The following is a 23,440-nucleotide window of genomic DNA, read 5'->3' as shown; positions in this document are numbered from 1 at the left end:
GACTTCCCGCCCGGATCGGTCGAAGGACGAGGCCATGGACGAGACTGCCGCGATTGCCTGGCTGAAAAGCTGCGGCGTGATCCCCGTGGTCGTGATCGAGGATGCCTCGCGGGCCGCCGATCTCGCCCATGCGCTGGTCGCCGGCGGCATCGATGTGGTCGAGGTCACGCTGCGCCGCCCGGCGGCGCTGGCGGCGCTCGCGGCCATCGCGAAATCCGTGCCGAAGGCGCTGGCCGTCGCCGGCACGGTGGTAACGCCGTCCCAGGTTCCGCAGGTCAGGGATGCCGGTGCGCAGGTCGTGGTCAGCCCGGGCTTCAGCGAGAGCGTCGACGAGGCTTTGCGCAAGGCGGGCCTGCCCTGGTTGCCGGGCGTCGCGACCGCGTCCGACTGCATGCGCGCCGTTGCCGCCGGGCGCATCGTCGCGAAATTCTTCCCGGCCGAGCAGGCCGGCGGCCCGCCGGCGCTGAAGGCGCTCTCCGGCCCGTTCCCGCAGATGAGCTTCTGTCCGACCGGCGGCGTCGGCCTGAAGAATCTCGACGATTATCTCAGCCTCCCGCAGGTGATCTGCGTCGGCGGGTCCTGGCTGGTCCCGCCCGATGCGATCGCCGCCGGTGACTGGGGGCGGATCACCACGCTCGCCCGCGAGGCGAAGGAAGCCTTCGCCAAGGCGCGAGGCTGAGGCGCGCGCGAGCGGGTCATCCCGGGCTTGACCCGGGATGACGGTGTGTTTCCGCGCAAAGTCAGCCTAGCTTCTCGCGCACCATCTCGGCGATCGCGAGCGCGCTGGTTAGCCCCGGGCTTTCGATGCCGAGCAGGTTGACCAGCCCCGGCACGCCATGGAGCGCGGGCCCGTCGACGCGGAAATCCGGCATCGGCTCGCCCGGTCCGTGCAGCTTCGGCCGGATGCCGGCGTAGTCAGCGACCAGCGCCCCGTCCGGCAGCGCCGGCCAATAGGTGCGGACCGCCGCATAGAACTTCTCCGCCCGCGCCGGATCGACCACGAGGTCCTGGTCGTGGCCGACCCACTCGACGTCCGGGCCGAACTTGACCCGCCCGCCCATGTCGATCGTGGCGTGGATGCCGAGGCCCGCCGCCTCCGGCACCGGATAGACCAGGCGGCTGAAAGGCTGCCGGCCTGTCAGCGCGAAGTAATTGCCCTTGGCGTAATGCTGCACCGGCACATGCTGCGCCGGGAAGCCTTCGAGACTGCCGAGCAGCTTCGGCGCGCCATGGCCGGCCGCGTTGACCACGCTGCGCACGCTGTAGGTCGCCGGATCGGCGCCGCCGAAATCGACGCTGAAGCCTTCCGCCTCGCGCCGCCAGCCGGTGATCGGCGTGTTGAGCGCGAGCGAGCCGCCCGCCGCCTCGCACTCGCCGAGAAGCGAGAGCATCAGCGCGTGGCTGTCGACCACGCCGGTCTCGGGCGAGAGCAGGGCGAGCTCGCAGCGGACTTCCGGCTCCATCGCCCTGGCCTCGGCGCCCGCAAGCCAGCGCAGCGTCTCGACGCCCGAGGCTTGCGCGCGCGCCATGATCGTCTCCAGCGCCGGCTTCTGGCTTTCGGAGGTGGCGACGATCAGCTTGCCGCAGGCCTTGTGCGGCAGGCCGCGCTCGGCGAGGTAGCGGTAGAGCATTGCGCGGCCGGCGACGCACAGACGCGCCTTCAGCGAGCCCGGCGCATAGTAGATCCCGGCATGGATGACCTCGGAGTTGCGTGCCGAGGTCTGGGTGCCGATGCCCTCGGCCGCCTCGACGACGACGACCTCGCGCCCGGCGAGCGCGAGCCCGCGGGCAACCGCGAGGCCGACGACGCCGGCCCCGATCACCAAACAGTCGATATCGCTCATCGGCCCGCCATCAGCCCCGCTGCGGCATGGCGATCTCGATCAGGCTCGCCCAGTAGTTCACGCCGACGGGGATAGCCGCGTCGTTGAACTCGTAGGCCGGGTTGTGCAGGCCCGCCGAATCGCCGTTGCCGATATTGATGAAGGCGCCGGGGCGCTCCTCCAGCATATAGGAGAAATCCTCCGAGCCCATGGTCGGCGGCACCTCGGTCTCGATCGCATCCGAGCCGAAGGCTTCCTTGGTCACGCTGGTGACGAAATCGGTCTGGCCGGCATGGTTGAAGGTGACCGGATAGCCGAGACGGTATTCCATCTCGTATTTCATCCCGAACGCCTTCATCACCCCCTCGACGATCTCGGTGATGCGCTTCTGCGCCAGCGCGCGCGTCTCAGGCGTCAGCGAGCGCACCGTGCCCTTGATCTCGGCGCTCTGGGGAATGACGTTGAAGGCCTCCCCGGCATTGAGCGCGGTCACCGAGACGACGACCGACTCCAGCGGATCGGCATTGCGCGAGGCGACCGTCTGCAGCGCCGTGACCAGCGCGCAGGAGGCGACGATCGGATCGTTGACGCGGTGCGGCGCCGCCGCGTGCCCGCCCAGCCCCTCGATCTTGATGTGGATGCGGTCGGCCGCCGCCATGGCCGGCCCCTTGCGGATCTCGAACTTGCCGATCGCCACGCCCGGCTTGTTGTGCATGCCGTAGATTTCCTGGATGCCGAAGCGGCTGATCAGCCCGTCGTCGATCATCGCCTTGGCGCCGGCGCCGCCTTCCTCGGCCGGCTGGAAGATCAGCACGGCGGTGCCGTCGAAGTCGCGGGTCTGGGTCAGGTAGCGGGCTGCGCCGAGTAGCATCGCGGTATGCCCGTCATGGCCGCAGGCGTGCATCTTGCCCGGCGCGGTCGAACGATGCTCGAGATTGGTCTCCTCCTGGATCGGCAGCGCGTCCATGTCGGCCCTGAGCGCGATGACCCGGCCGGAATTCTGCTGCCTGCCCCTGATGATGCCGACGACGCCGGTTTGGCCGAGGCCCGTCACCACCTCGTCGACGCCCCATTCCTCGAGCTTCCCGGCGACGAGCCCGGCGGTCCTGTGCTCCTCGTACATCAGCTCGGGATGGCGATGGATGTCGCGGCGGATCGCGGTGATTTCGGGAGTGAGCGCCGCGATGATCTCGGTCTTGGGCATCGTATCCTCTGGGATGGCATGGGGCGACCGCGCGGGAAACGGGTGCCGTCGCGACAGGCTAGCGCAGCTTTGCACCGCCTGTCCAAGCCGGACGCACGCGGGTGCCGGGCCTGGGAGGCATGGCGGGAGCGCGCGAAAGAAAAAAAGGACTTCCGGATGCTTTCCGATAAGCATGTTGAATCATGGAAAATACTAAAAAATTAACTTAGCCTTGATTTTGCCTTTTACGGTCAATAGCGAAGCCGCCGCTTCGTTACGATCCTGCGTATCTTCAGGATTGTCTTACATCCATTCCATCTTATCGTTTGGTCAGTCATGCGTCGATCGATGTTGCTTGCGTTCGTGCCCTTGCTCTTGCCTGCGGCCGCCTCGGCCGATGGCCTCTCCGACAAGGTTTCCTTCCAGCCGCAGGTCAAGGGGCTGCGCTGCCTGAAGCCCGACACGGTGACGGTGCTTTCCGAACTCGTCGCGAAGATCGGCCCCGTCGAGATCACCTCGACCTGCGGCGGCCGTCATGCCCGCCGGTCGCAGCATTATCTCGGCCGTGCGATCGATTTCCGGCCGCTCGCCACCTCGCCGCGCAAGGCTGCGGCCGCGGCGCGTTCGCTCGCGGGCGTCGGTGGCGTCGGCACCTATTCCAACGGCCTCGTCCACGCCGATGTCGGAGAGCTCGAGATTTCCTGGCATGGCCACGGGCGCAGCCGCCGCGCCTCCGCTTCCAGGTACAGCCATTATGCGCGGCTGGCCCGCGACAGCCGCTGAGCCGGCGTGCCGGAACCGCTGCCGGTCTAGCCGACGGGCGGCCTTGCGGCCTTGGGCCGCGTCTGGCCGACCGGGCGCGCCGGCAGCGGCACGGCGGGGCGGTCGGTCCGGTACTGGCCGCGCGCGACGGCGCCGAAGAGCAGCATCACGGCGGTGAGCGTCATCAGCCACCACGGCAAGAGCGGCGCGAAGCCGAAGACGCTGAGCGCGAAGGCGGTGGTGAAGGCGGCGACGCCGCCGGCCGCGAGCGCCCCGGTCATGCGCCCGGCGGCACGGATCGCGAAATAGAGGCAGGCAGCGCCGGCCGCTGCGCCCACCAGCCCGAGCTCGTACCAGGTCTCGAACAGCAGCGTCGCCGGGGCGGGCTGCGGCAGGGTTCCGCTCATCTGCCCGCGCACCACGGTATCGAGGCCGTGGCCGGTGATCAGCTCGACCGGCGATTGCCGGATCACGTCGGCCCAGATCGACAGCATCTGCGCGAAGCCGTCGGCGCTGTCGGGCAGCACCTGCACGAGCGGCGCCAGCAGGAAGGGCAGGACCGGCGCGAACAGCATCAGCCCGGCGACGATCGTCGCGATCACCCGCGTCGCGCGCCTCGGGTTGACGGTGACGGCGCCGAAGGCGGCCGCCCCGAAGATCATCGCCAGCGTTTCCCCGTCCTCGAACCGCGTCAGCGCGAGCAGCGTGACGACGAGGGCGAGGCCGAGCGCGCTCAGGCCCCGCTCGCGCGAGAGCAGCCAGGCCAGCGCCGGCCAGGCCATGATCAGGATGATCGAGACGCCGCGCTCGACGGCGCCCGGCACCGTCTCGGCATGGCGCAGCGCCGAAACCGCGATCAGCCCGAGCGCGAAGAGGCCGGCGCTGCCGGTGCCGAGCGCGACGAGGTTGAGGTTCGACGAGCGCATCCGCTCGGGCAGCGCCGACAGGCCGACGAAGCCGAGCACGACCGCCAGCATCAGGTTGCCGGCCTTCTCGGCGGCGGTGACCGGGAAGGGGCTCCAGACCAGCGACAGGAAGGCCCAGCCGATCAGGCCGATCAGGATCACGCCGGGGCGGCTCAGCACGAGGTCGCGTAGCGTCGCGACGAATTTGCGCGGCTCCTCGATCAGCATCGCGATGATCAGCAGCGCGACGCCGATCGGCACCAGCACGACGGCGGCCCGGCGCGACACCAGCGCCGCCAGCGGCAGGACGAGCGCCAGCGTGCCGAAGCCGATGCGCCTGAGCAGCAGCGCCGCGTCGGTGGCCGGGTGGAGCGGGGCTTGGGCGTTGTTTCGGATCATGCGTTCCGGCAAGGTCACGGGCCTCGATGCCCGCACCGGCCGTCCGGGGTGAGCCGGCGCCAACCCTAGCGGCTGCCGGCCCGCCCGGCTGTAGGTGCGGCGCAACACTCAGCCGGCATCTTGGCCGTCGGCCGCCTCTGGCGCGGCGGTGCCGTCCATGGCAGAAACCGGCATGACCGGAATGGCAGAGGCGCCGATCATCGGCCTGATCCTCGCGGGTGGCCGCGCCCTGCGGATGGGCGGCGGCGACAAGGCCCTGATGCCGCTCGCCGGCCGGCCGATCCTCGCCCATGTCGTCGAGCGCCTGCGGGGCCAGTGCGACGGCCTCCTCATCAGCGCCAACGGTGACCCCGCGCGGCTCATGGGCTTCGGCCTGCCGGTCGTCGCCGATGCCGTGCCGGATTTCGCCGGTCCGCTCGCGGGCGTCCTCTCGGGGCTCGACTGGGCCGCCGCGCACCGGCCCGATGCCGGCAGCCTGCTCAGCGTCGCGGCCGACACGCCCTTCATTCCGGGCGATCTCGCCCGGCGGCTGCGGCAGGCGCGTGCCGCCGCGGGCCTGCCGCTCGCCTGCGCCGCATCGGCCGGGCGCCGGCACTATGCCGTCTGCCTCTGGCCGGTGGGGCTGCGGGACGAGCTGCGCCGCGCCCTGGCCGCAGGGGAACGCAGGCTCGGCCGCCTGATCGAGGGGCAGGGCGTCGCCGTCGCGGACTGGCCGGCAAAGCCGCTCGATCCCTTCTTCAACGTCAACACGCCGGAGGACCTCGTTGAGGCCGAGCGGCTGGCGGCGGAGGCGGTGTAGGCAGTGTGGACGCTTGCGGATTGTTCCCGATCAGAACCACCCCTGTCATTCCGGGTTCACGCCTGCGGCGCGCCCCGGAATGACAGCGTGGTTCCTGATCGGCCCGGCTGCCGCCTCAGCCTTCCAGCAGCGCCTTCAGCGCCGCGAGATCGCGGGCGACCATGGCTGCATCGCGCGCCATCGCATCGTCGGACATGTCCTCGCGCTGGAACAGCGTGAAGACGACCTCCGCCCCCTCGCCATTGGCGACGACGCGCATCGGGTTGTGCATGGCCGGGCCGTGCTCGGGGATGACCGCATGGTCGAGCACGCCATGGTTGTTCGGCTCGCTGAACAGGATGCGCATCGGCCCCATCGGCGTCTCGGCCCGCCAGGTCATGCCCTCCACCGGCACGAAGCTGTGGCCGAGCCCCTCGGCCCAGCGCGGAAAATTCGCCGGATCGGCGAGGAAGGCATAGACCTCCTCGACCGGGCGCTCGATGCCGATGCCGATATGGCGGGCGCGATGGATGGGCATGGCCTTCCCCTATGCGGATCATCCCAGGTCGATATCAAGAACAAAAACAGAACAAATTTCCGTGTATGTCAAGCCGCCGATGCCGTGCGGGGCCGGCGCTATTCGATGACGATGCGCGGCGCCGCCCGCATGGCGCCGCCGAGCCCGGCCTGCACCTGCCGCGCCAGCGCGACATAGGCCTGGGCATGGGCGCTCTCAGGGTCGCTGGCGACGATCGGGCGCCCGCTGTCGGAGGTTTCGCGGATCGGCATGGCGAGCGGGATCTCGCCGAGGAAGGGGATCGAAAGCCGTTCCGCCTCGTGCCGTGCGCCGCCATGGGCGAAGATGTCGGAGCGGTGCCCACAGGCGGGGCAGGTGAAATAGCTCATGTTCTCGACGAGGCCGAGGATCGGCACCGCGACCTTGCGGAACATCGCGACGCCGCGGCGCGCGTCGAGCAGGGCGAGGTCCTGCGGCGTCGAGACGATGACGGCCCCGGCGAGCGGCACCTGCTGGGCCATGGTGAGCTGGGCGTCGCCGGTGCCCGGAGGCATGTCGACGACGAGCACGTCGAGCTCGCCCCAGGCGACCTCGCGCAGCATCTGCGTGATCGCCGAGATCACCATCGGCCCGCGCCAGATCATCGGCGTCTCCTCGTCGACGAGGAAGCCGATCGACATCACCTTGAGGCCATAGGCCTCCATCGGCGCCAGCGTACGGCCCGAGACGACCTGCGGCTTGCCCTTGACGCCGAGGACCTTCGGCATCGACGGGCCGTAGATGTCGGCATCGAGCACGCCGACCTTCAGTCCGAGCCCGGCGAGCGCCACGGCGAGATTGGCGGCGGTGGTCGATTTGCCGACGCCGCCCTTGCCGCTGGCGACGGCGATGATCTGCTTGACGCCGGGCACGCCGGCCGGCCGGGGCGGGCCGCCAGGCGCGGGGCGCTGCGCCTCCCGGCGCGCCTGCATGCCGGCCGAGGGCGCCGCCTTGTCGGCGGTCAGCCCGACCAGCACCTGCGTCACGCCCGGCAGGCCGCCGACCGCGCTTTCGGCCGCCTTGCGCACCGGCTCCATCGCCGCCGCTTCGGTCGCGTCGATGCCGATGGCGAAGATCACCTTGCCGCCGTCGACCAGGATATCCCCGACGCGGCCGGAAGCCGCGAGCGATTGCCCGCTCGCCGGCAGCTTCACCAGTTCGAGCGCCCTCAGGACATCGGCTCGGGAGAGGGTCATGTCGCTGGACTCCGTTCGCTGGCGCGGCCCCGGGCCGCCTTGCGGATATGGAAGACGATGGCGCCGTCCGCGTCGCCTTGCCGCTCGATCAGGCTTCCCGTCTCGCGTGCCAGGTTCGGCAGGTCGATCGCCGCCATCGGATCGGTGCAGTGCACGACGAGCACGCTCCCGGCCGGCGCGGCGCGAAGCGCCTTGCGCACGCGCAGCGCGGGAAGCGGGCATTTCAGGCCGCGCAGGTCGAGCGGTATCGAATCCATGGTCGCGCCGAGCCGTTGTCGTCAGGCTGCTTCATAGGACGGCGGTCCCGGCCGGGGCAACCGACGCCATGCCGCAGGCCGCTTGACCGGACCTGCCGCGGCGACGATGAAGGGGCGGTGATCAGGAGGGAGCAGGCGGCGATGCGGTCGGGAGGCCGAGGCAGGCGGGGGCCGCGATGACGCGGCTGGGCGGCGGCCGGCACGGGTCGGGGCTCGTCACGCTCGACGAGGCTGCGGCCAGGGCGGTCGCGCGCGCCGTCCCGCTCCCGGGCACCGCGGCGCTGCCCCTCGCCGAAGCCGATGGCCATGTGCTGGCGCAGGCGGTCATCGCGCCGCGCGACCTGCCGCCTTTCGCCAATGCCGCGGTGGACGGCTACGCGGTCCGCTTCGCCGATCTCGCGGCCGGGGCCGAGACCTGCCTGCCGGTGCTGGGCCGGACGTTTGCCGGCGAGGCGCCCGCGATGCTCGCGCACGGCGCCTGGCGCATCTTCACCGGCGCCGCCGTTCCGGACGGGGCCGATACCGTGGTGATGCAGGAGGATGTCGCCGCGGCCGACGGCGCGGTCGTCCTGCCGGCGGGCATCCGGCGCGGGGCGCATCTGCGGCTGGCGGGGGAGGACGTCGCCTGCGGGCAGGAGGTGCTGCCGGCCGGGCGGCGCCTGCGTCCGCAGGATCTAGGCCTCGTCGCCGCGCTCGGGCTGGCGCGGGTTACGGTGCGCGCCCGTCCGCGCGTCGCGCTGTTCTCGACCGGCGACGAGCTCGTCGAGCCGGGGCGCCCGCTTCCGCCGGCGGCGATCTACGACGCCAACCGGGTGATGCTGCGCGCGATGCTCAGGCGCGCCGGCGCCGATGTCGCCGATCTCGGCATCCTGCGCGACGGGGCCGCGGGGCTGGAGCGGCGCCTGCGCGAGGCGGCGGCGGTGAGCGATCTCGTCCTCACCTCCGGCGGCGTCTCGGTCGGCGAGGCCGATCATGTCCGGGACGCGGTCCTGGCCTCAGGCCGGCTCGATCTCTGGCAGGTGGCGATCAAGCCGGGCAAGCCGATCGCGCTCGGCTCCGTCGCCGGCACGCCCTTCCTCGGGCTGCCGGGCAATCCCGTGGCGGTCTTCGTCGGCTTCGCCTTCCTCGCCCGGCCCTTGCTCGCCCGGATGGCGGGGGAGGCTTATCTCCCGCCGCCCGCCCGCCCGGTCAGGCTCGGCTTCGCCCATGGCAAGAAGCCCGGCCGGCGCGAATTCCTCCGCGTTTCGCTGGAGCCGTCCGGGGATGGCTGGGTGGCGCGCCGGCATCCGGGCGAGGGGGCGGGCTCGCTCGCCTCGCTTGCGCAATCGGACGGGCTTATCGTGCTGGCCGAGGACGTCGTCGCGGTGGAGGCGGGCGACGAGGCGCCCTTCCTGCCCTATGCTGAGCTGTTTTAGCGCGTTTCAGTCGCGCCGGAAGACCACGCTCGCGCCCCAGCCGAGGAACAGCGCCAGCAGCACCGTCATCAGCCCGTAGAGCAGCGACCAGTCATAGGCGCCGGAGGCGAGGCGCTGCTCGATGCCGGTCTTGATCACCTCGAAATTGGTCTGCTGCCGCGCCAGCGGCACGCCGCCGGAATAGAGCACGATGTCGACGGTATAGGAGCCGGTCGGCGCGGTCGCCGGAATGTCGACCGGCGCGCTGAACAGCGCGCTCGACAGGAAGGTGACGCCGCGCTCCTCATAGCCGTAGAGGCCCTTGCCCTGCATGATCCGCACGAGGCTCTCGCGGAAGCGCCGCGCGTCGGGATCGAGATCGATCCAGTCGTCGGACGGCCGCTCGGCATTGGTCAGGCCGATCCGGTCGCGCTGTGCCGCCTCCGGGCCCATCATCTCCGTGATCGGCCGGCTGCTGGCGACGTGCAGGAAAACCGGGTTGTCGGGGAAGCGCCGCTGCGTCCGGTTGATCCAGATCGGGCCGAGCCGTTCCTTCTTGCGCACCAGCAGCATCCGCCTTGGGCCGCGCACGGTGACGATGATGTCGTAGGGGTCGCCGCGCGCGACCGTGCGCCCGTCGCGCTCGACCTGCCCGAACACGGTGAGCTGGCTGCCGGTATAGTTCGAGGTGATCTGGATCTGGTGGCTCGACATCGCCGCGATCAGGGTCTCGGCGCGGGCCGCGGCAGCTGAAAGCCCGATCGTAAGCGCGATGAGGAGTGCGGCCGCCCACCTCATCGCGCGCTCTCCGGCACGACGACGGAGAAAGGCTCGCTCGGCGGGATGAACAGCTCGATCGCGAAGCGCAGGCCCACCGACAGGATCAGCAGCGCGAGCAGCAGCCGGAACGATTCGACGTTGAGGTTGCGCGCCGCGCGCCCGCCGAACTGGGCGCCGACCACGCCGCCGACGAGCAGCAGCACCGCCAGCACGATGTCGACAGACTGGTTGGTGACGGCGTGCAGCACGGTGGCGCCGGTCATCGTCACCAGGATCTGGAACAGCGAGGTGCCGACGACGACCGCCGGCGGGATCCGGAAGAAGTAGATCAGCCCCGGCACCAGGATGAAGCCGCCGCCGACGCCGAGCACGGCGCCGATGAAGCCGATGACGATGGCGAGCAGCGCGATCGGCAGCACGCTGCAATAGAGGCCGGAGCGATAGAAGCGCTGGCGCAGCGGAAGGCCCATCCACCAGGGATGCATGCCGCCGCGCCGCTTCAGCCGCGCGGGCTTGCCGGCCCGCACGCGCAGCATCGCCCTCAGCGCGTCGTAGAGCATCAGCCCGCCGATGATCGAGAACAGCGTGACGTAAGCCAGCGTGATCACGAGTTCGAGCTGGCCGAGCCGCTTCATCGCGTTGAAGAAGCTGACGCCGAGGATGGTGCCGAGGATGCCGCCGCTGACCAGGACGCCGCCGAGCTTGAGGTCGAGCGCCCGGCGCCGGAGATAGGTGAGGACGCCGGTCATCGAGGAGCCGGCGACCTGCGCGGCCACCGTCGCGACGGCGACCGCCGGCGGAATGTCGAGGAAGATCAGGAGCGGCGTCAGCAGGAAGCCGCCGCCGACGCCGAACAGGCCGGAGATGAAGCCCACCGCCCCACTCAGGCCGAGCACCATCAGGACGCTGATGGGAAGCTCGGCGATCGGCAGGTAGATCTGCACGCTTACCCCTCGCAAGGCGGGCGCGGGACGTTTGCCTGCGCCGATGTGTCCGGATCGGATCCTGGACCGTCCGGGTTAAGATGGTTCCCGAAAAGGAGCCGCTCCGTCCGCCTGCCGCCTCAACACGTCGAAAGCATGGCGAGGCTTCAGATCCGGGACGCCTTGGCCGGCTTGGCCGCGGCGGCGGTCGGCGCGGCGTCCCAGCCCTTGGCGGGGGGCGTCACCTCGTTGGCGGCGGCGTCGAGCGTCTTCGGCTTCCAGCTCGCGGCCATCGTCTTGGCGGCGGCGAGCTCCTCCGGCTTCAGGCGCTGGGCGACCTCGTCGCGCTTGCGCGCGGCATCCTCGTCGCCCTGGCCGGCGGCGACCGAGAACCAGACGAAGGACTGGGAGAGGTCGATCGGCGCGCCGAGGCCGCGTCCGAGCAGCACGGCGAGATTGTACTGGCTGTCGCGGACGCCGTGTTCGGCCGCGCGGCGGAACCACTCCGTCGCCGTCGCATAATCCGGCTTGCCCGAGGCGCCCTCGGCATGGAGCACGGCGAGGTTGTGCATCGCCTTGGCGTTGCCGCGCTCGGCGGCGCGCTGGTACCAGATCCGGGCGAGCGCGAGGTCGCGCTGCGTCCCGATGCCCTTCTCGAACATGTTGCCGACGCGGAACTGGGCAGGCGCGAGGCCCGCCGCCGCCGCCCGCTCGAACAGGCGCAGCGCGAGCTTGGCGTCGCGCTGGGCGGCCGGGCCGTCGGCGGCCTTGCTCGCGAGCTCGTAGACGGCGCGCGCATCGCCGTCCAGCGCCGCCTTGCGCAGCCCGGCGCTGCCGAAGCCGGCCGGCAGCTCGCCGATCCCGGTGACGGGCTGGACCTGTTCGGCCGGCGCGGGCGCCGCCACGGGGGCGCTCTCCGCGACCGTTGCGGCGGGCGCGGCGGCCGCCTGGGTCGCAGGCTGTTCCGGCTGGGCCTCGTTCTGCGCCGCCTGGGCGATGCTCTCCTGCGGCTGGGCGGGCAGGGCCGAGGCCTGGTCCTTGGCCGGAAGCTGCGCGGGCTCGGCCGGGGCCTCCGGCGGGGCGATCACGCTGCGGGCCTCGCTGCCGGCGGTCCTGGCGTCGTCGCCGCGCAGCGAGTTGGTGACGAGATGGGCGGTGCCCATGGCGAGGATCAGCGCGGCGAGGCCGAGCAGCAGGGGCCGCTTGCGCTTCTCGAGGATCTCCTTGAACCGGCCGGGACCCTTGGCCGCGGGCTCCGCGCCGGCGGCGGGCGCCGCGGCGGCCGCCTCGCTCGCGGCCCTGGCGGAGCGGCGCGCCGCCGCGATCAGGCTCTGGCGGACGGATTGCGGGTCCTGGGCCGCACTGGCAGCCGGCTCCGGGCGCGGGCGTCCGGAGCCGGGCTCCAGCGGGATGTCGAAGGCGCTGCTCGCCGGCAGCACGGGCTCGGCGCGGACGGCGGCGACGGCCGGCGCGGCGAGGCGCTCCTGCGGCGCCGCGCTGACCGGCGGGGGCGGGGCCGGCTCGGCCCGGACGGGCATGTCCTCGGCGCGCATCGCCGCGGCCAGGCGGCCGGGCGTGCGCCGGTCGTTCTGCAGCTCCGTCTCGAGGTTCGCCAGCCGCGACATGATCGCCTCGAGCGAGCCGTGGACGGCGCCGAGCGCATCGCGGGTCTCGCGGTCGGAGGAGACATGGGTGTCGCGCAGGCCGCTGACCAGGCTCGACAATTCGGCGAGGTGCTGGCCGGGCGCGGCCTTGGTCGCCGCCTGCACCAGGGCCGCGCGGTCGGCGGCGGTTTCCTCGCGCATCGAGCGCAGGTGCACGACGAGGTCCTGCAGCGTGCGCTCGATGCCGTTCTCGGCCGAGCGGGTCGCGGCCGCTTCGTCGAGGCGGCTGGCGATGCCGGAGATCTGCTGTTCGAGCGCATCGAAGACGTCGGCGTTCGCGCCGGGCGCGCCGGCCTCGTCGATCTTGTCGGCGAGACGGGCCAGCATCTGCTCGATGCCGGTCTCGGCCGGGCGGGTCGCGGCCACGGCGTCGAGGCGGCTGGCGATGCCGGAGATCTGCTGTTCGAGCGCGTCGAAGGAGCCGGCGCTCACGCCGGGCGCGGCGACGGTGTCGATCTTCTCGGCGAGGCGGCTCAGCATCTGCTCGATCGGATTGAGGTCGACCGCGGTTGCGCCCTCGCCGACCACACGCGCGAGCTGGCTTGCCGCCGCCAGGCTCTCGATCCGGCCCGAAAGCCCCTCGATCTGGCGCATCACGGCCGACGGCCCCTGCTCGGAGAGGGTCTCGAGCCGCTGCTGCAGCGAATCGATGCGGCTGGTGAGATAGTCGCTCTGCCGCTGGAAGCTCGCCTCGTCGAGCTTGTGGGAGGAGATCTCGTCGAATTTGCGCGACAGCGCCTCGACCTGGCCCGAAAGCGAGGTCAGGAGGCCGGCGCCGGGAACCTGCCCGCGCTGCGCCAGCACGGCGCTGCGCACGTCGTCGATCGCGTTCGACAGGCTGCGCAATTCGCTCATGTCGGGCTGGACGTCGCGCAGCCGCCCGACCTCGAAGCCGAGCGTCGAGACCTGCCGGGCGAGGTCGTCCAGCTTGTGCTCCTGCCCGCCGGAAGCGACGAGATCGCGCAGATCGGCGATGTCGCGCAGCACGGGGTCGAAATTGGTGGCGGGGGCGCCGCGGACGGCCAGCGCATCGACCTTGGCGGCCAGATGCGCGATCTCGAGCTGGAAGCGCTGGTAGCTCTCGCCCGGCCGCTCCTGCGCCAGCCGCGACACTTCCGCCTCGATCCGGGTGAGCGGCCTCAGCAGGGGCTCGAACTGGTCGCGCCGGTCGAGCGTCTCGAGGCGCTCGGCCAGCATTCCGATCTTGGCCTCGATGGCGCTGGTGTCGATTCGGACCGGGGCGGCCGGCCGCTGTGGTGCCGCCGGCCGGCGCCCCTCGGAGGAGAGCCGGGAACCGATGTCGCGCAGGTCCTCGCGCAGGGCCGAAATGCGCTCCGGCGCGACCGCGGCCGGATGCGGGGCCGCCGGCTCGTCATGGTCGAGGGCGCGCTGGCGCGTGCGGATGTCGGTGACGGCGGCGGCGAGCCCCTCGCGGCTGAAGCTGGCGCGGGGCGCGGGCTCCGGGCGGCTGTGCCGCGCTTCGAGGCTGCGGCGCTCGATCTCGGCGATGCGCTCGCCCATCGTCTTGATCGCCTCGGCGATGACGCTGGTGGCGCGTTCCTGCCGCTCGGCTGAGCCGCGCTCGCTCGACGACAGCCGGCTCTCGGTCTTCTCGATCCAGCGGGTGATCGATTCGAGCGCGCCGGCGGTGCGGGCATTGGCCTCGCGGGTCATGCTCTCGAGCGCGGCCGCCTGGTCGACGAGGCTGTCCATCGTCTGGCGCGAGGGCGCCGGGCTTCCGCGGCGCGGGGCCGTGTCCGTCCGGCTCAGCGACAGCCGCGACAGCCGCTCGGAGAGGGCTGCGATGTCGTGCTGCTCGGGTGCGGGCTCGGCGGGGGCCTCGCCGCTTTCCTCGCGGATCCTCTGGTCGAGCCATTCGCCCAGCGTCATGCCCGCCCGGCGGGCCGCCGCCTTTGCCGCATCGCGTGTCCGAGGATCGACGCCCTTCACGCTCCAGGGCAAGCTGTTGGCCATGATCTTGCTCGCCAGAGGGGAACCCCGGTCTGCGGTGCGCGCGGCCCCCTGATGCCGTCGCCCGCCGCGCGATCCCGGACAATCGTGAAGATGAGGTTGACGAAGCCACGATGCCGATGCGCGTTCCCGACATTTCTCCGGCATGGTAAACAGGTGGTTAAGAATCGCGCCGCGATCGTTAATTTTTCGCGAATGGGCGCCGGACGGCTCGTCCGATGCGCCGAGATAACGGTAATTTACCCCGCTTCGACGCCGTATTACCTGACCTAACGGGAATGGCGTCTCTATCTTCCGAACTCACGGTCGCTGCCGCCATATGGGCCGGCGATTCGCTATCACTCGCAAGTCACGCGCAAGGATTGCAGCTTTCATGTCACGCCGCAGCATGGCTATGGCGGGTTCCTCGATTCATGAAACCCGCTCTGCCGACGTCTCCCCCGCCGCCGATGAGGCCGGCGAATTCACCATTGGCGATCTCGCTCGCGATTTCGGCGTGACGTTGCGCACGCTGCGGTTCTACGAATCGCGGGGCCTGATCACGCCGACCCGCTCCGGCATGACGCGCATCTATTCGCCGCGCGACCGGGCGCGCCTCGCCCTGATCCTGAAGGGCAAGCAGCTCGGCTTCACGCTCGTCGAGATCCGCGCCATGCTCGCCAGCGAGGACAGCAAGGGCGCCGCTGGCGGCGAGGCCGCCGCCGTCGGCGGCCTCCAGCTCAGCCGCGAGCAGATCGTCGAGCAGCTCGAGCTGTTGCGCCGCCAGCGCACCGAAATCGAGGACGCGATCGCCGAGCTCGAGGCCTCGCTCTCCCGCCTGCCGGAAGCCTGAATACCCCCGCTCGCCATCCGGCTCCCGCTTTTGCGGGATCGCGGACGGATCGGCTTGCGCTCCCGCAACGCATCGCGCGACAAGATCGCCCGTGCCATATTGCATCATCGCCAAGGTAGTTTATATGTGAACTATCTTGCTGCGTCGCATGCAGTGGCATGAAGCGCGGCCGCGCGAAGCGAGGGAGGTTGAGATGCCGGTCTACAAGGCACCCGTCGGCGACACGCTTTTCCTGCTGAACGACGTCTTCGCGATCGGGCGCCATGCCAACCTGCCGGGCTTCGCTGACGCGAGCGCCGATGTGATCGAGGCGATCCTCGGCGAGGGCGCGAGGCTCTGCGAGGAGGTTCTCCAGCCGCTCAACGCCTCCGGCGACCGGGAGGGCTGCAGCCGCCATCCCGACGGCCGCGTGACGACCCCGAAGGGCTTCAAGGAAGCCTACCAGGCTTATGCCGGGGGCGGCTGGATCGGCCTCGCCATGGACCCGGACCATGGCGGCCAGGGCCTGCCCTATACGCTCGGCGCCGTGATGAACGAATACGCCTCCTCGGCGAACATGGCCTTCGCCATGTATCCGGGCCTGACGATGGGCGCGATCGCGGCGCTCTACGTCCATGGCTCCGACGCGCAGAAGCGGACCTGGCTGCCGAAGATGATCGACGGCACCTGGTCGGGCACGATGAACCTGACCGAGCCGCATTGCGGCACCGATCTCGGCCTCCTCAAGACGAAGGCCGTGCCGAACGGCGACGGCTCCTACGCCGTCACCGGCACCAAGATCTTCATCTCGGCCGGCGAGCAGGACATCACCGAGAACATCATCCACCTCGTGCTCGCCCGCATCGAGGGCGCGCCGGCCGGCACCAAGGGCATCTCGCTCTTCGTCGTGCCGCGGAACAAGCTGCGCGAAGATGGCTCCGTCGCCGAGAACAACCACGTGTCCTGCGGCTCGATCGAGCACAAGATGGGCATCCACGGCAACGCGACCTGCGTGATGAACTATGACGGCGCTGAGGGTTGGCTGGTCGGTGAGGAAAATCGCGGCCTCAACGCCATGTTCGTGATGATGAACGAGGCGCGCCTCGGCGTCGCGATCCAGGGGCTCAGCCAGTCCGAGGTCGCCTATCAGAACGCCGTGGCCTATGCGAAGGAGCGCCTGCAGGGCCGCGCGCTGACGGGGCCCAAGGAGCCGGACAAGCCGGCCGATCCGATCATCGTCCACCCCGACGTGCGCCGGACGCTGATGTCGATCAAGGCGTTCAACGAGGCGGCGCGCGCCTTCGTGCTCTGGAACGCGCTCAAATCCGACATCTCCCATCGCTCCGGCGATTCCGCCGAGCGCCAGGCGGCGGACGACCAGCTCGGCCTGATGACACCGGTGCTCAAGGGCGTGCTCACCGATATCGGCTTCGACAATGCCGTGAAGGCGCAGCAGATCTTCGGCGGCCACGGCTACATCGCCGAGACCGGCATGGAGCAGTTCGTGCGCGATGCCCGCATCGCTATGATCTACGAGGGCGCCAACGGCGTGCAGGCGATGGACCTCGTCGGCCGCAAGCTCGGCCGCGACGGCGGGCGCGCCATCATGGCCTTCTTCAACGAGGTCGGCGGCTTCCTGAAGGAGAATGCCGGGGACGAGGGGCTGAAACCCCTGCTCGGGCCGCTCCAGCTCTCGCTCGGCCATCTCCAGCAGGCGGCGATGTGGTTCATGAACAACGCGCTCGCCAAGCCCGACAATGCCGGCGCCAGCGCGAGCGACTTCATGCACCTGCTGGGGCTCGTCTCGCTCGGCTACATGTGGGCGCGGATGGCCAAGGCGGCGCAGGAGAAGCTGAAGGCCGGCGCCGACCCTCGGATGAGCGCCAAACTGGTGACCGCCCGCTTCTTCATGGAGCGCGCCCTGCCGGAGACCGCAGCCCATCTGGCGCGGATCACGGCCGGGGCGGATACGACCATGGCGCTGGCGCCCGAGCAGTTCTGACGGCTAGGCTCGACACAAAACAACGAGACCGGAGGCCCCGATGGCAGACGCATTCATCTACGACCACGTCCGCACGCCGCGCGGCAAGGGCAAGGCCGACGGCGCGCTGCACGAGGTCACCGCGATCGAGCTCGGCACCCAGGCGCTGCGCGCGATCAAGGACCGCAACGGCCTCGACCCGCTCCTCGTCGAGGATGTGGTGATGGGCTGCGTCGATCCGGTCGGCGAGGCCGCCGCCGACATCGCCCGCACCGTCGCGCTCAAGGCCGGCTACGGTGAGGCAGTGCCGGGCGTGCAGATCAACCGCTTCTGCGCGTCGGGCCTCGATGCGGTGAACCTCGCCGCGGCCCAGGTCATGTCCGGTCAGAAGGAGATGGCGATCGGGGGCGGCGTCGAATCGATGTCGCGCATCGGCATGGGCGCCTCCGGCTTCGGCATCGCGGTCGATCCGAGCGTCGCCATCGACACCTGGTTCATGCCGCAGGGCGTCTCGGCCGACCTGATCGCGACGAAATACGGCTTCTCGCGCGACGATGTCGACGCCTTCGCGGTGCGCTCGCACCAGCGCGCGGCGCAGGCCTGGAAGGAGGGCCGCTTCAGGCGCTCGGTGATCCCGGTCACCGACGTCAACGGCTTGACCCTGCTCGACCATGACGAGACCATCCGCCCCGACGCCAACATGCAGGCGCTGGCCGCGCTGAAGCCCTCCTTCGTCCAGATGGGCGAAATGGGCGGCTTCGATGCGGTCGCGACCGCAGCCCATCCGGATGTCGAGTTCATCGATCACGTCCACCATGCCGGCAATTCCTCGGGCATCGTCGACGGGGCGGCGGCCGTCCTCGTCGGCTCGAAGAAGGCGGGCCGCGCCGCGGGCCTGAAGCCGCGCGCCCGGATCAGGGCTTTCGCCACGGTCGGCTCCGATCTCGCGCTGATGCTGACCGGCCCGGTCGACGTGACCGGGCGCGTGCTGAAGAAGGCCGGCATGACCACCAGGGACATCGACCTCTTCGAGCTGAACGAAGCCTTCTCCTCGGTGGTGCTGCGCTACCAGCAGGCGCTCGACATCGACGACGCGATCCTCAACGTCAACGGCGGCGCCATCGCCATGGGCCATCCGCTCGGCGCGACCGGGGCGATGGTGCTCGGCACCGTGCTCGACGAGCTGGAGCGGCAGGACAAGCAGACCGCCCTGGTGACGCTGTGCGTCGCGGTCGGCATGGGCGTCGCCACCATCATCGAGCGGGTGTGATCATGCCGAAACTCGACATCGAGAGCATTCCCGTCCGTGGTGGCAGCTCCTACCCGGCGCAATATGCCGGGCAGGTCGAGGGCCGCAGTTCGCGCAGCCTCGGCGATGCCGCGGGCTTGAGCCAATATGGCGTTCGCATCTGTTACCTCGACCCCGGCGCCTGGTCCTCGCAGCGTCATTGGCACGAGCGGGAGGACGAATTCGTCATGGTCCTGACCGGCGCGTTGGTGCTGATCGACGATGCCGGCGAACAGCCGATGCGGCCGGGCGATTGTGCCGGCTTCAAGGCCGGTGACGGCAATGGCCATCATTTCGTCAATCGCTCTTCCGCCCCGGCTTCCTTTCTCGTCGTCGGCTCGCGGTCGCCCGGCGAGACGGCGCATTACCCGGATATCGACCTCGTCATGACAAGGAACGCCGAGGGTTCCCGCTACATCCGCAAAGACGGAACGTCCTACTGACGCGTTGTCGCGAAGGCGCAGGGAGAGAGACCATGAACCTCACCAATTTCCGCTTCGAGACCGACGCCGACGGCATCGCGCTGGCGATATGGGACATGCCCGGCCGCTCGATGAACGTCATCACCCCTGAGGTGATGGAAGAGCTGAACGGAATCGTCGACAAAGTCGCTTCCGACGAGGCGATCAAGGGCTGCGTCGTCACCTCCGGCAAGGAGAGCTTTTCCGGCGGCGCCGACCTCACCATGCTCCAGGGCCTGCGCGATCTCTATGTGCGGCTCGCGAAGGAGAAGGGCGAGGCCGCCGCGATGCAAAGCTTCTTCGAGGAGAGCCGCAAGCTCAGCCGGCTCTACCGCAAGCTCGAGACCTGCGGGAAACCCTTCGCCGCCGCGATCCACGGGGTCTGCCTCGGCGGCGCCTTCGAGCTCTCGCTCGCCTGCCAGTACCGCGTCGTCTCCGACGATGCCGTAACCCGCCTCGGCCTGCCCGAGATCAAGGTCGGGCTCTTTCCGGGTGCCGGCGGCACCCAGCGCGTGTCGCGCCTGATGCAGACCGGCGACGCGCTCCAGATGATGTTCAAGGGTGAGCAGCTGAAGCCGCTGCCGGCCCGCAACATCGGCCTCGTCCATGCGGTCGTGCCGCGCGCCGATCTCGTCCAGAACGCCAGGGACTGGCTCAAGGCCAACCCGCAGGCGACGGCGCCCTGGGACCAGAAGGGCTACAAGCTGCCCTCCGGCAAGGTGCATTCGCCGGCCGGCATGCAGATCTGGCCGCCGGCCAACGCGATCTACCGCCGCGAGACCAACGACAACTACCCGGCCGCCCGCGCCATCCTCTCGGCGGTCTATGAGGGCTTGCAACTGCCGATCGACCTCGCCTTGCAGGTCGAGAGCCGCTACTTCGCCAAGATCCTGCGGACGAAGGAGGCGGCCTCGATGATCCGCTCGCTCTTCGTCTCGATGCAGGAATTGAACAAGGGCGCCCGCCGCCCGGCCGATCTGCCGCCCTCGAAGCTGAAGAAGGTCGGCGTCGTCGGCGCCGGCTTCATGGGCGCCGGCATCGCCTATGTCACGGCGCTGGCCGGGCTCGACGTCGTGCTGGTCGACCGCGACATCGAGGCGGCCGAGAAGGGCAAGGCCTATTCGCGCAAGCTGGTCTCCGACCAGATCATGAAGGGCCGCGCCAGGACCGCCGATCGCGACGCGCTGCTTTCCCGCATCAACACCAGCGCCGACTATGCCGATCTCAAGGGCTGCGACCTGATCGTCGAGGCCGTCTTCGAGGACCCCAAGGTCAAGGCCGAGGTGATCGGCAAGGTCGAGGCCGTGGTCGGCCCGCGCACGATCTTCGGCTCCAACACCTCGACCTTGCCGATCACGGGGCTCGCCGCGCATTCCGGGCGGCCGAAGAACTTCATCGGCATCCATTTCTTCTCGCCGGTCGAGAAGATGCTGCTGGTCGAGGTCATCATGGCGAAGAAGACCGGCGACAAGGCGCTCGCCATGGCGCTGGACTATGTCCGCGCGATCAGGAAGACGCCGATCGTCGTCAACGACAGGCGCGGCTTCTACGCCAATCGCTGCGTCGGAAACTATCTGCGCGAAGGCCATCTGATGCTGATGGAGGGCGTGCCGCCGGCGATGATCGAGGCGGCGGGGAAGCAGGCCGGCATGCCGGTCGGCCCGCTCTCGCTCAACGACGAGGTCGCGCTCGACCTCGCGCTGAAGATCGTCAAGGCGACGAAGGCTGAACTCGGCGAGGCCGCCGTCGATCCGCTGCAGGAGAAGCTCCTGATCGCCATGGTCGAGACCAATGGCCGGCTCGGCCGCAAGAACCGCAAGGGCTTCTACGATTATCCGGAGGCCGGGCCGAAGCGGCTCTGGCCGGGCCTCGCCGGTCTCGTCGGCAGGCGGCGCGACCCCGAGAGCGTCGACATGGAGGAGCTGAAGCAGCGTCTCCTGGTGACGCAGGCCCTCGAAGCGGCAAGAACCTATGAGGAAGGCGTCGTCACCGATCCGCGCGAGGCCGATGTCGGCTCGATCATCGGCTTCGGCTTCGCGCCGTTCACGGGCGGCACGCTCTCCTACATCGACAATATGGGCGCCGCCGCTTTCGTGAAGCTCTGCGAGAAGCTGGCCAAGGCCCATGGCGAGCGCTTCAGGCCGAACCGGCTCCTGAAGCGCATGGCCAGGACCGGCGAGAGCTTCTACGGCGCGGCGGGAAAGGCGGCGGCCTGAGCGGTCCTCAGTTCGCCACGGCCCGGATCGTCCGGCGCAGCTTGCCGACCAGTTCCTCCACCTGCGCTTCGCTGATGATCAGCGGCGGCGAGAAGGCGACGGTGTCGGCGGCAGTGCGGATCATCAGCCCCTCCTCGTGGAAGGCGCGCTCGATGAATTCGTAGCCGCGCTTGCCGGCCCCCTCCGCGCGCGGGGCGAGGTCGAAGGCGCCGACCATGCCGAGCGTGCGGATATCGACGACGTTCGGCTCCCCCTTCAGGCTCATCACCGCATCGGCGAAGGCGCCCTCCATGCTCAGCGCCCGCTCGAACAGCCCCTCGTCGCGGTAGATGTCGAGCGAGGCGAGCGCGGCGGCCGCCGCCAGCGGGTGGCCGGAATAGGTATAGCCGTGGAACAGCTCGATGACGTTGTCCGGCCCGCCCATGAAGGCGTCGTAGATGGGCTTGCGCACGATCACGCCCCCCATCGGCACGGCGCCGGAGGTGACGCCCTTGGCGAAGGTGATCATGTCGGGGACGACGCCGTAGCGCTCGGCCGCGAAGGCGAAGCCCAGCCGCCCGAAGCCGGTGATGACCTCGTCGAAGATCAGGAGGATGCCGTGCTTGTCGCAGAGCTCGCGCAGGCGCTTGAGATAGCCCTTCGGCGGCGGCAGCGCACCGGTCGAGCCCGCCATCGGCTCGACGATCACCGCGGCGATGGTCGAGGCGTCGTGCAGCGCGACGATGCGCTCGAGATCGTCGGCGAAATGCGCGCCGTAGTCCGGCTCGCCCTTGCTGAACGCCTGTTTCTCCCGGTCATAGGTATGGGGCAGGTGGTCGACGCCGGCGAGCAGCGAGCCGAAGAACTTGCGGTTGTTCGACATGCCGCCGACGGAGATGCCGCCGAAGCCGACGCCGTGATAGCCGCGCTCGCGGCCGATCAGCCGGGTCTTGGTCGCCTTGCCGGTGACGTTCCAGTAGGCGAGCGCGATCTTAAGCGCTGAATCCGCCGCTTCCGAGCCGGAGCCGGCGAAGAAGACATGGTCGAGATCGCCCGGCGCCAGCGCCGCGATGCGGGCGGCGGCGGCGAACACCTTGGGATGGCCGTACTGGAAGGAGGGGGCGTAGTCGAGGTCGCGGGCCTGGGCCTGGATCGCCTGGACGATCGGTTCGCGCGCATGGCCGGCGTTGCAGCACCACAGGCCCGCGGTGCCATCCATGATTGGCCTGTTGTCAGGCGTGTAGTAGAACATGCCCTCGGCGCGGGCGATCATCCGCGGGTTCTTCTTGAACGCCCGGTTCGACGTGAACGGCATCCAATAGGCTTCGAGGTCGTTCGGCGCGGCGGCGGCGGTGGTCGCAGACATAATCGCATCCTGTGGATTAACCTTAGTTCAACCCTAGCAGGAGCTGCCGGCCTGTAAATCGCCATCATGGCCGTCATGGCGGCGTTCGGCGGATGGCGGCCAGATCAAAACCACGGCATGTGGGCAGACCCCGGCTCGCCGATGGCGTAAAATCTTTTTGGGGCGAGCATGGAACTGAACGGACCCCGATGGCGGAAGGCGACGATGATCCTGGACGGCTGGACGAACGGGCCGCGGCGATCATTCGCGCGGAGCTCGACCACGTGCTCGCCTCCGACGCCTTTCGGGCCGCTCCCCAGCTTTCGGCATTCCTGAGCTTCGTCGTCGGGCGCACGCTTGCGGGCCGGGCGGCGGAGCTGAAGGGCTATACCATCGCCGTCGAAGGGCTCGGCCGGCCGGCCGACTTCAATCCGCAGCTCGATCCGATCGTGCGCGTCGAGGCCGGGCGGCTGCGGCGGGCGCTGGCGCAGTATTATGCCGGCGACGGAGATGGCGACGCCGTGCGGATCTCGATGCCGGTCGGCGGCTATGTCCCGGTCTTCACCTGGTTCGGCGCCGAGGCCGGCCGCATCGTGGAGGAGCCTGCCGATGACGCGCCGGAGCCCGATCGGGGCCTCGTTCGGCGCTGGACCTGCCTGATCCTCGTGGTGCCGGCAATGATCCTCGTCATGCTCGCCTGCTGGTATCTGTCGCCGATGCGCCGGGCGGCCCGCTCGGCCGCGGGGGGGGGGGGGGGGGGGGCGGCGG

Annotated in this window: 19 protein-coding genes and 1 pseudogene; 10 read left to right on the top strand and 10 right to left on the bottom strand. The window is 70.1% G+C overall.

Annotation, left to right across the window (positions count from 1 at the left end):
* The first annotated feature begins 34 nt into the window (after positions 1–34).
* Entirely contained in the window at positions 35–679 is a 645-nt protein-coding gene (gene eda, locus M9917_RS00100; RefSeq protein WP_297250124.1) for a bifunctional 4-hydroxy-2-oxoglutarate aldolase/2-dehydro-3-deoxy-phosphogluconate aldolase, read from the top strand.
* A gap of 61 nt (positions 680–740) precedes the next feature.
* Here eda and M9917_RS00095 read toward each other — a convergent pair whose 3' ends face one another.
* Both M9917_RS00095 and M9917_RS00090 read right to left on the bottom strand, forming a co-directional pair.
* Positions 741–1,844, bottom strand: a complete 1,104-nt coding sequence (locus M9917_RS00095) for an NAD(P)/FAD-dependent oxidoreductase (RefSeq protein WP_297250122.1) — start codon at positions 1,842–1,844, stop codon at positions 741–743.
* A gap of 10 nt (positions 1,845–1,854) precedes the next feature.
* On the bottom strand, positions 1,855–3,027 hold the full coding sequence (locus tag M9917_RS00090) for a M20 aminoacylase family protein (RefSeq protein WP_297250119.1): 1,173 nt from the start codon (positions 3,025–3,027) through the stop codon (positions 1,855–1,857).
* A gap of 327 nt (positions 3,028–3,354) precedes the next feature.
* On the opposite strand from M9917_RS00090, the gene M9917_RS00085 reads away from it, so the two are divergent.
* Positions 3,355–3,789, top strand: coding sequence for a DUF882 domain-containing protein (locus M9917_RS00085; RefSeq protein WP_297250117.1), 435 nt, complete (start codon positions 3,355–3,357; stop codon positions 3,787–3,789).
* A 26-nt stretch (positions 3,790–3,815) separates the two neighbouring features.
* On the opposite strand, the gene M9917_RS00080 is transcribed toward M9917_RS00085, so the two are convergent.
* Positions 3,816–5,072, bottom strand: coding sequence for a peptide ABC transporter permease (locus M9917_RS00080; RefSeq protein WP_297250115.1), 1,257 nt, complete (start codon positions 5,070–5,072; stop codon positions 3,816–3,818).
* A gap of 172 nt (positions 5,073–5,244) precedes the next feature.
* On the opposite strand from M9917_RS00080, the gene mobA reads away from it, so the two are divergent.
* Positions 5,245–5,871: a molybdenum cofactor guanylyltransferase MobA gene (gene mobA / locus M9917_RS00075; RefSeq protein WP_465246305.1), complete on the top strand. Its 627-nt coding sequence runs from the start codon at positions 5,245–5,247 to the stop codon at positions 5,869–5,871.
* 115 nt (positions 5,872–5,986) lie between these two features.
* On the opposite strand, the gene M9917_RS00070 is transcribed toward mobA, so the two are convergent.
* From M9917_RS00070 to M9917_RS00060, 3 genes are all read right to left on the bottom strand, one after another.
* Positions 5,987–6,388: an SRPBCC family protein gene (locus M9917_RS00070; RefSeq protein WP_297250113.1), complete on the bottom strand. Its 402-nt coding sequence runs from the start codon at positions 6,386–6,388 to the stop codon at positions 5,987–5,989.
* 98 nt (positions 6,389–6,486) lie between these two features.
* Positions 6,487–7,602 carry an Mrp/NBP35 family ATP-binding protein gene (locus M9917_RS00065; RefSeq protein WP_297250111.1) on the bottom strand — a complete coding sequence of 372 codons (1,116 nt, stop codon included), beginning with the start codon at positions 7,600–7,602 and terminating at the stop codon, positions 6,487–6,489.
* Positions 7,599–7,859, bottom strand: coding sequence for a sulfurtransferase TusA family protein (locus M9917_RS00060; RefSeq protein ID WP_297250109.1), 261 nt, complete (start codon positions 7,857–7,859; stop codon positions 7,599–7,601). Before M9917_RS00060 ends, M9917_RS00065 begins: the two co-directional genes overlap by 4 nt.
* Positions 7,860–8,035: 176 nt before the next feature.
* On the opposite strand from M9917_RS00060, the gene M9917_RS00055 reads away from it, so the two are divergent.
* A complete protein-coding gene (locus tag M9917_RS00055) occupies positions 8,036–9,274 on the top strand; it encodes a molybdopterin molybdotransferase MoeA (RefSeq protein ID WP_297250107.1) in 1,239 nt (412 codons plus the stop codon).
* Positions 9,275–9,280: 6 nt separating this feature from the next.
* On the opposite strand, the gene M9917_RS00050 is transcribed toward M9917_RS00055, so the two are convergent.
* From M9917_RS00050 to M9917_RS00040, 3 genes are all read right to left on the bottom strand, one after another.
* Positions 9,281–10,051 carry a TIGR02186 family protein gene (locus tag M9917_RS00050; RefSeq protein ID WP_297250105.1) on the bottom strand — a complete coding sequence of 257 codons (771 nt, stop codon included), beginning with the start codon at positions 10,049–10,051 and terminating at the stop codon, positions 9,281–9,283.
* On the bottom strand, positions 10,048–10,977 hold the full coding sequence (locus M9917_RS00045; RefSeq protein WP_297250103.1) for a sulfite exporter TauE/SafE family protein: 930 nt from the start codon (positions 10,975–10,977) through the stop codon (positions 10,048–10,050). Before M9917_RS00045 ends, M9917_RS00050 begins: the two co-directional genes overlap by 4 nt.
* A 146-nt stretch (positions 10,978–11,123) precedes the next feature.
* The gene (locus M9917_RS00040; RefSeq protein WP_297250100.1) at positions 11,124–14,594 is read right to left on the bottom strand and encodes a hypothetical protein; all 3,471 of its coding nucleotides are present in this window, start codon (positions 14,592–14,594) and stop codon (positions 11,124–11,126) included.
* Between the two features lie 370 nt (positions 14,595–14,964).
* Between M9917_RS00040 and M9917_RS00035 the strand changes: the two genes are divergently transcribed.
* The 5 genes from M9917_RS00035 to M9917_RS00015 all read left to right on the top strand — a co-directional run bounded on the left by M9917_RS00035 (position 14,965) and on the right by M9917_RS00015 (position 21,348).
* Entirely contained in the window at positions 14,965–15,423 is a 459-nt protein-coding gene (locus M9917_RS00035) for a MerR family transcriptional regulator (protein ID WP_297250098.1), read from the top strand.
* A gap of 193 nt (positions 15,424–15,616) precedes the next feature.
* A complete protein-coding gene (locus M9917_RS00030) occupies positions 15,617–17,404 on the top strand; it encodes an acyl-CoA dehydrogenase C-terminal domain-containing protein (protein ID WP_297250096.1) in 1,788 nt (595 codons plus the stop codon).
* 40 nt (positions 17,405–17,444) lie between these two features.
* Entirely contained in the window at positions 17,445–18,653 is a 1,209-nt protein-coding gene (locus M9917_RS00025) for an acetyl-CoA C-acetyltransferase (RefSeq protein WP_297250094.1), read from the top strand.
* Positions 18,654–18,655: 2 nt separating this feature from the next.
* On the top strand, positions 18,656–19,114 hold the full coding sequence (locus tag M9917_RS00020) for a cupin domain-containing protein (RefSeq protein WP_297250092.1): 459 nt from the start codon (positions 18,656–18,658) through the stop codon (positions 19,112–19,114).
* Positions 19,115–19,146: 32 nt separating this feature from the next.
* Complete coding sequence (locus M9917_RS00015) at positions 19,147–21,348, top strand: 3-hydroxyacyl-CoA dehydrogenase NAD-binding domain-containing protein (RefSeq protein WP_297250090.1); 2,202 nt, start codon at positions 19,147–19,149, stop codon at positions 21,346–21,348.
* Between the two features lie 7 nt (positions 21,349–21,355).
* Here M9917_RS00015 and aptA read toward each other — a convergent pair whose 3' ends face one another.
* The gene (gene aptA, locus M9917_RS00010; RefSeq protein ID WP_297250088.1) at positions 21,356–22,693 is read right to left on the bottom strand and encodes an omega-aminotransferase AptA; all 1,338 of its coding nucleotides are present in this window, start codon (positions 22,691–22,693) and stop codon (positions 21,356–21,358) included.
* 188 nt (positions 22,694–22,881) lie between these two features.
* Here aptA and M9917_RS00005 point away from each other — a divergent pair.
* Positions 22,882–23,440: pseudogene (locus M9917_RS00005) on the top strand (hypothetical protein); the annotation flags it as partial.

The organism is Bosea sp. (in: a-proteobacteria) (assembly GCF_023953965.1).
Lineage (GTDB): Bacteria > Pseudomonadota > Alphaproteobacteria > Rhizobiales > Beijerinckiaceae > Allobosea.
This window is presented reverse-complemented; position numbering and strand designations above follow the sequence as displayed.

Excerpts from the sequence above, each read along its gene's own strand:
- eda (WP_297250124.1), top strand. The coding sequence starts at position 35 with ATGGACGAGACTGCCGCGATTGCCTGGCTGAAAAGCTGCGGCGTGATC.
- M9917_RS00095 (WP_297250122.1), bottom strand. The coding sequence starts at position 1,844 with ATGAGCGATATCGACTGTTTGGTGATCGGGGCCGGCGTCGTCGGCCTC.
- M9917_RS00090 (WP_297250119.1), bottom strand. The coding sequence starts at position 3,027 with ATGCCCAAGACCGAGATCATCGCGGCGCTCACTCCCGAAATCACCGCG.
- M9917_RS00085 (WP_297250117.1), top strand. The coding sequence starts at position 3,355 with ATGTTGCTTGCGTTCGTGCCCTTGCTCTTGCCTGCGGCCGCCTCGGCC.
- M9917_RS00080 (WP_297250115.1), bottom strand. The coding sequence starts at position 5,072 with ATGATCCGAAACAACGCCCAAGCCCCGCTCCACCCGGCCACCGACGCG.
- mobA (WP_465246305.1), top strand. The coding sequence starts at position 5,245 with ATGACCGGAATGGCAGAGGCGCCGATCATCGGCCTGATCCTCGCGGGT.
- M9917_RS00070 (WP_297250113.1), bottom strand. The coding sequence starts at position 6,388 with ATGCCCATCCATCGCGCCCGCCATATCGGCATCGGCATCGAGCGCCCG.
- M9917_RS00065 (WP_297250111.1), bottom strand. The coding sequence starts at position 7,602 with ATGACCCTCTCCCGAGCCGATGTCCTGAGGGCGCTCGAACTGGTGAAG.
- M9917_RS00060 (WP_297250109.1), bottom strand. The coding sequence starts at position 7,859 with ATGGATTCGATACCGCTCGACCTGCGCGGCCTGAAATGCCCGCTTCCC.
- M9917_RS00055 (WP_297250107.1), top strand. The coding sequence starts at position 8,036 with ATGACGCGGCTGGGCGGCGGCCGGCACGGGTCGGGGCTCGTCACGCTC.
- M9917_RS00050 (WP_297250105.1), bottom strand. The coding sequence starts at position 10,051 with ATGAGGTGGGCGGCCGCACTCCTCATCGCGCTTACGATCGGGCTTTCA.
- M9917_RS00040 (WP_297250100.1), bottom strand. The coding sequence starts at position 14,594 with ATGGCCAACAGCTTGCCCTGGAGCGTGAAGGGCGTCGATCCTCGGACA.
- M9917_RS00035 (WP_297250098.1), top strand. The coding sequence starts at position 14,965 with ATGTCACGCCGCAGCATGGCTATGGCGGGTTCCTCGATTCATGAAACC.
- M9917_RS00030 (WP_297250096.1), top strand. The coding sequence starts at position 15,617 with ATGCCGGTCTACAAGGCACCCGTCGGCGACACGCTTTTCCTGCTGAAC.
- M9917_RS00025 (WP_297250094.1), top strand. The coding sequence starts at position 17,445 with ATGGCAGACGCATTCATCTACGACCACGTCCGCACGCCGCGCGGCAAG.
- M9917_RS00020 (WP_297250092.1), top strand. The coding sequence starts at position 18,656 with ATGCCGAAACTCGACATCGAGAGCATTCCCGTCCGTGGTGGCAGCTCC.
- M9917_RS00015 (WP_297250090.1), top strand. The coding sequence starts at position 19,147 with ATGAACCTCACCAATTTCCGCTTCGAGACCGACGCCGACGGCATCGCG.
- aptA (WP_297250088.1), bottom strand. The coding sequence starts at position 22,693 with ATGTCTGCGACCACCGCCGCCGCCGCGCCGAACGACCTCGAAGCCTAT.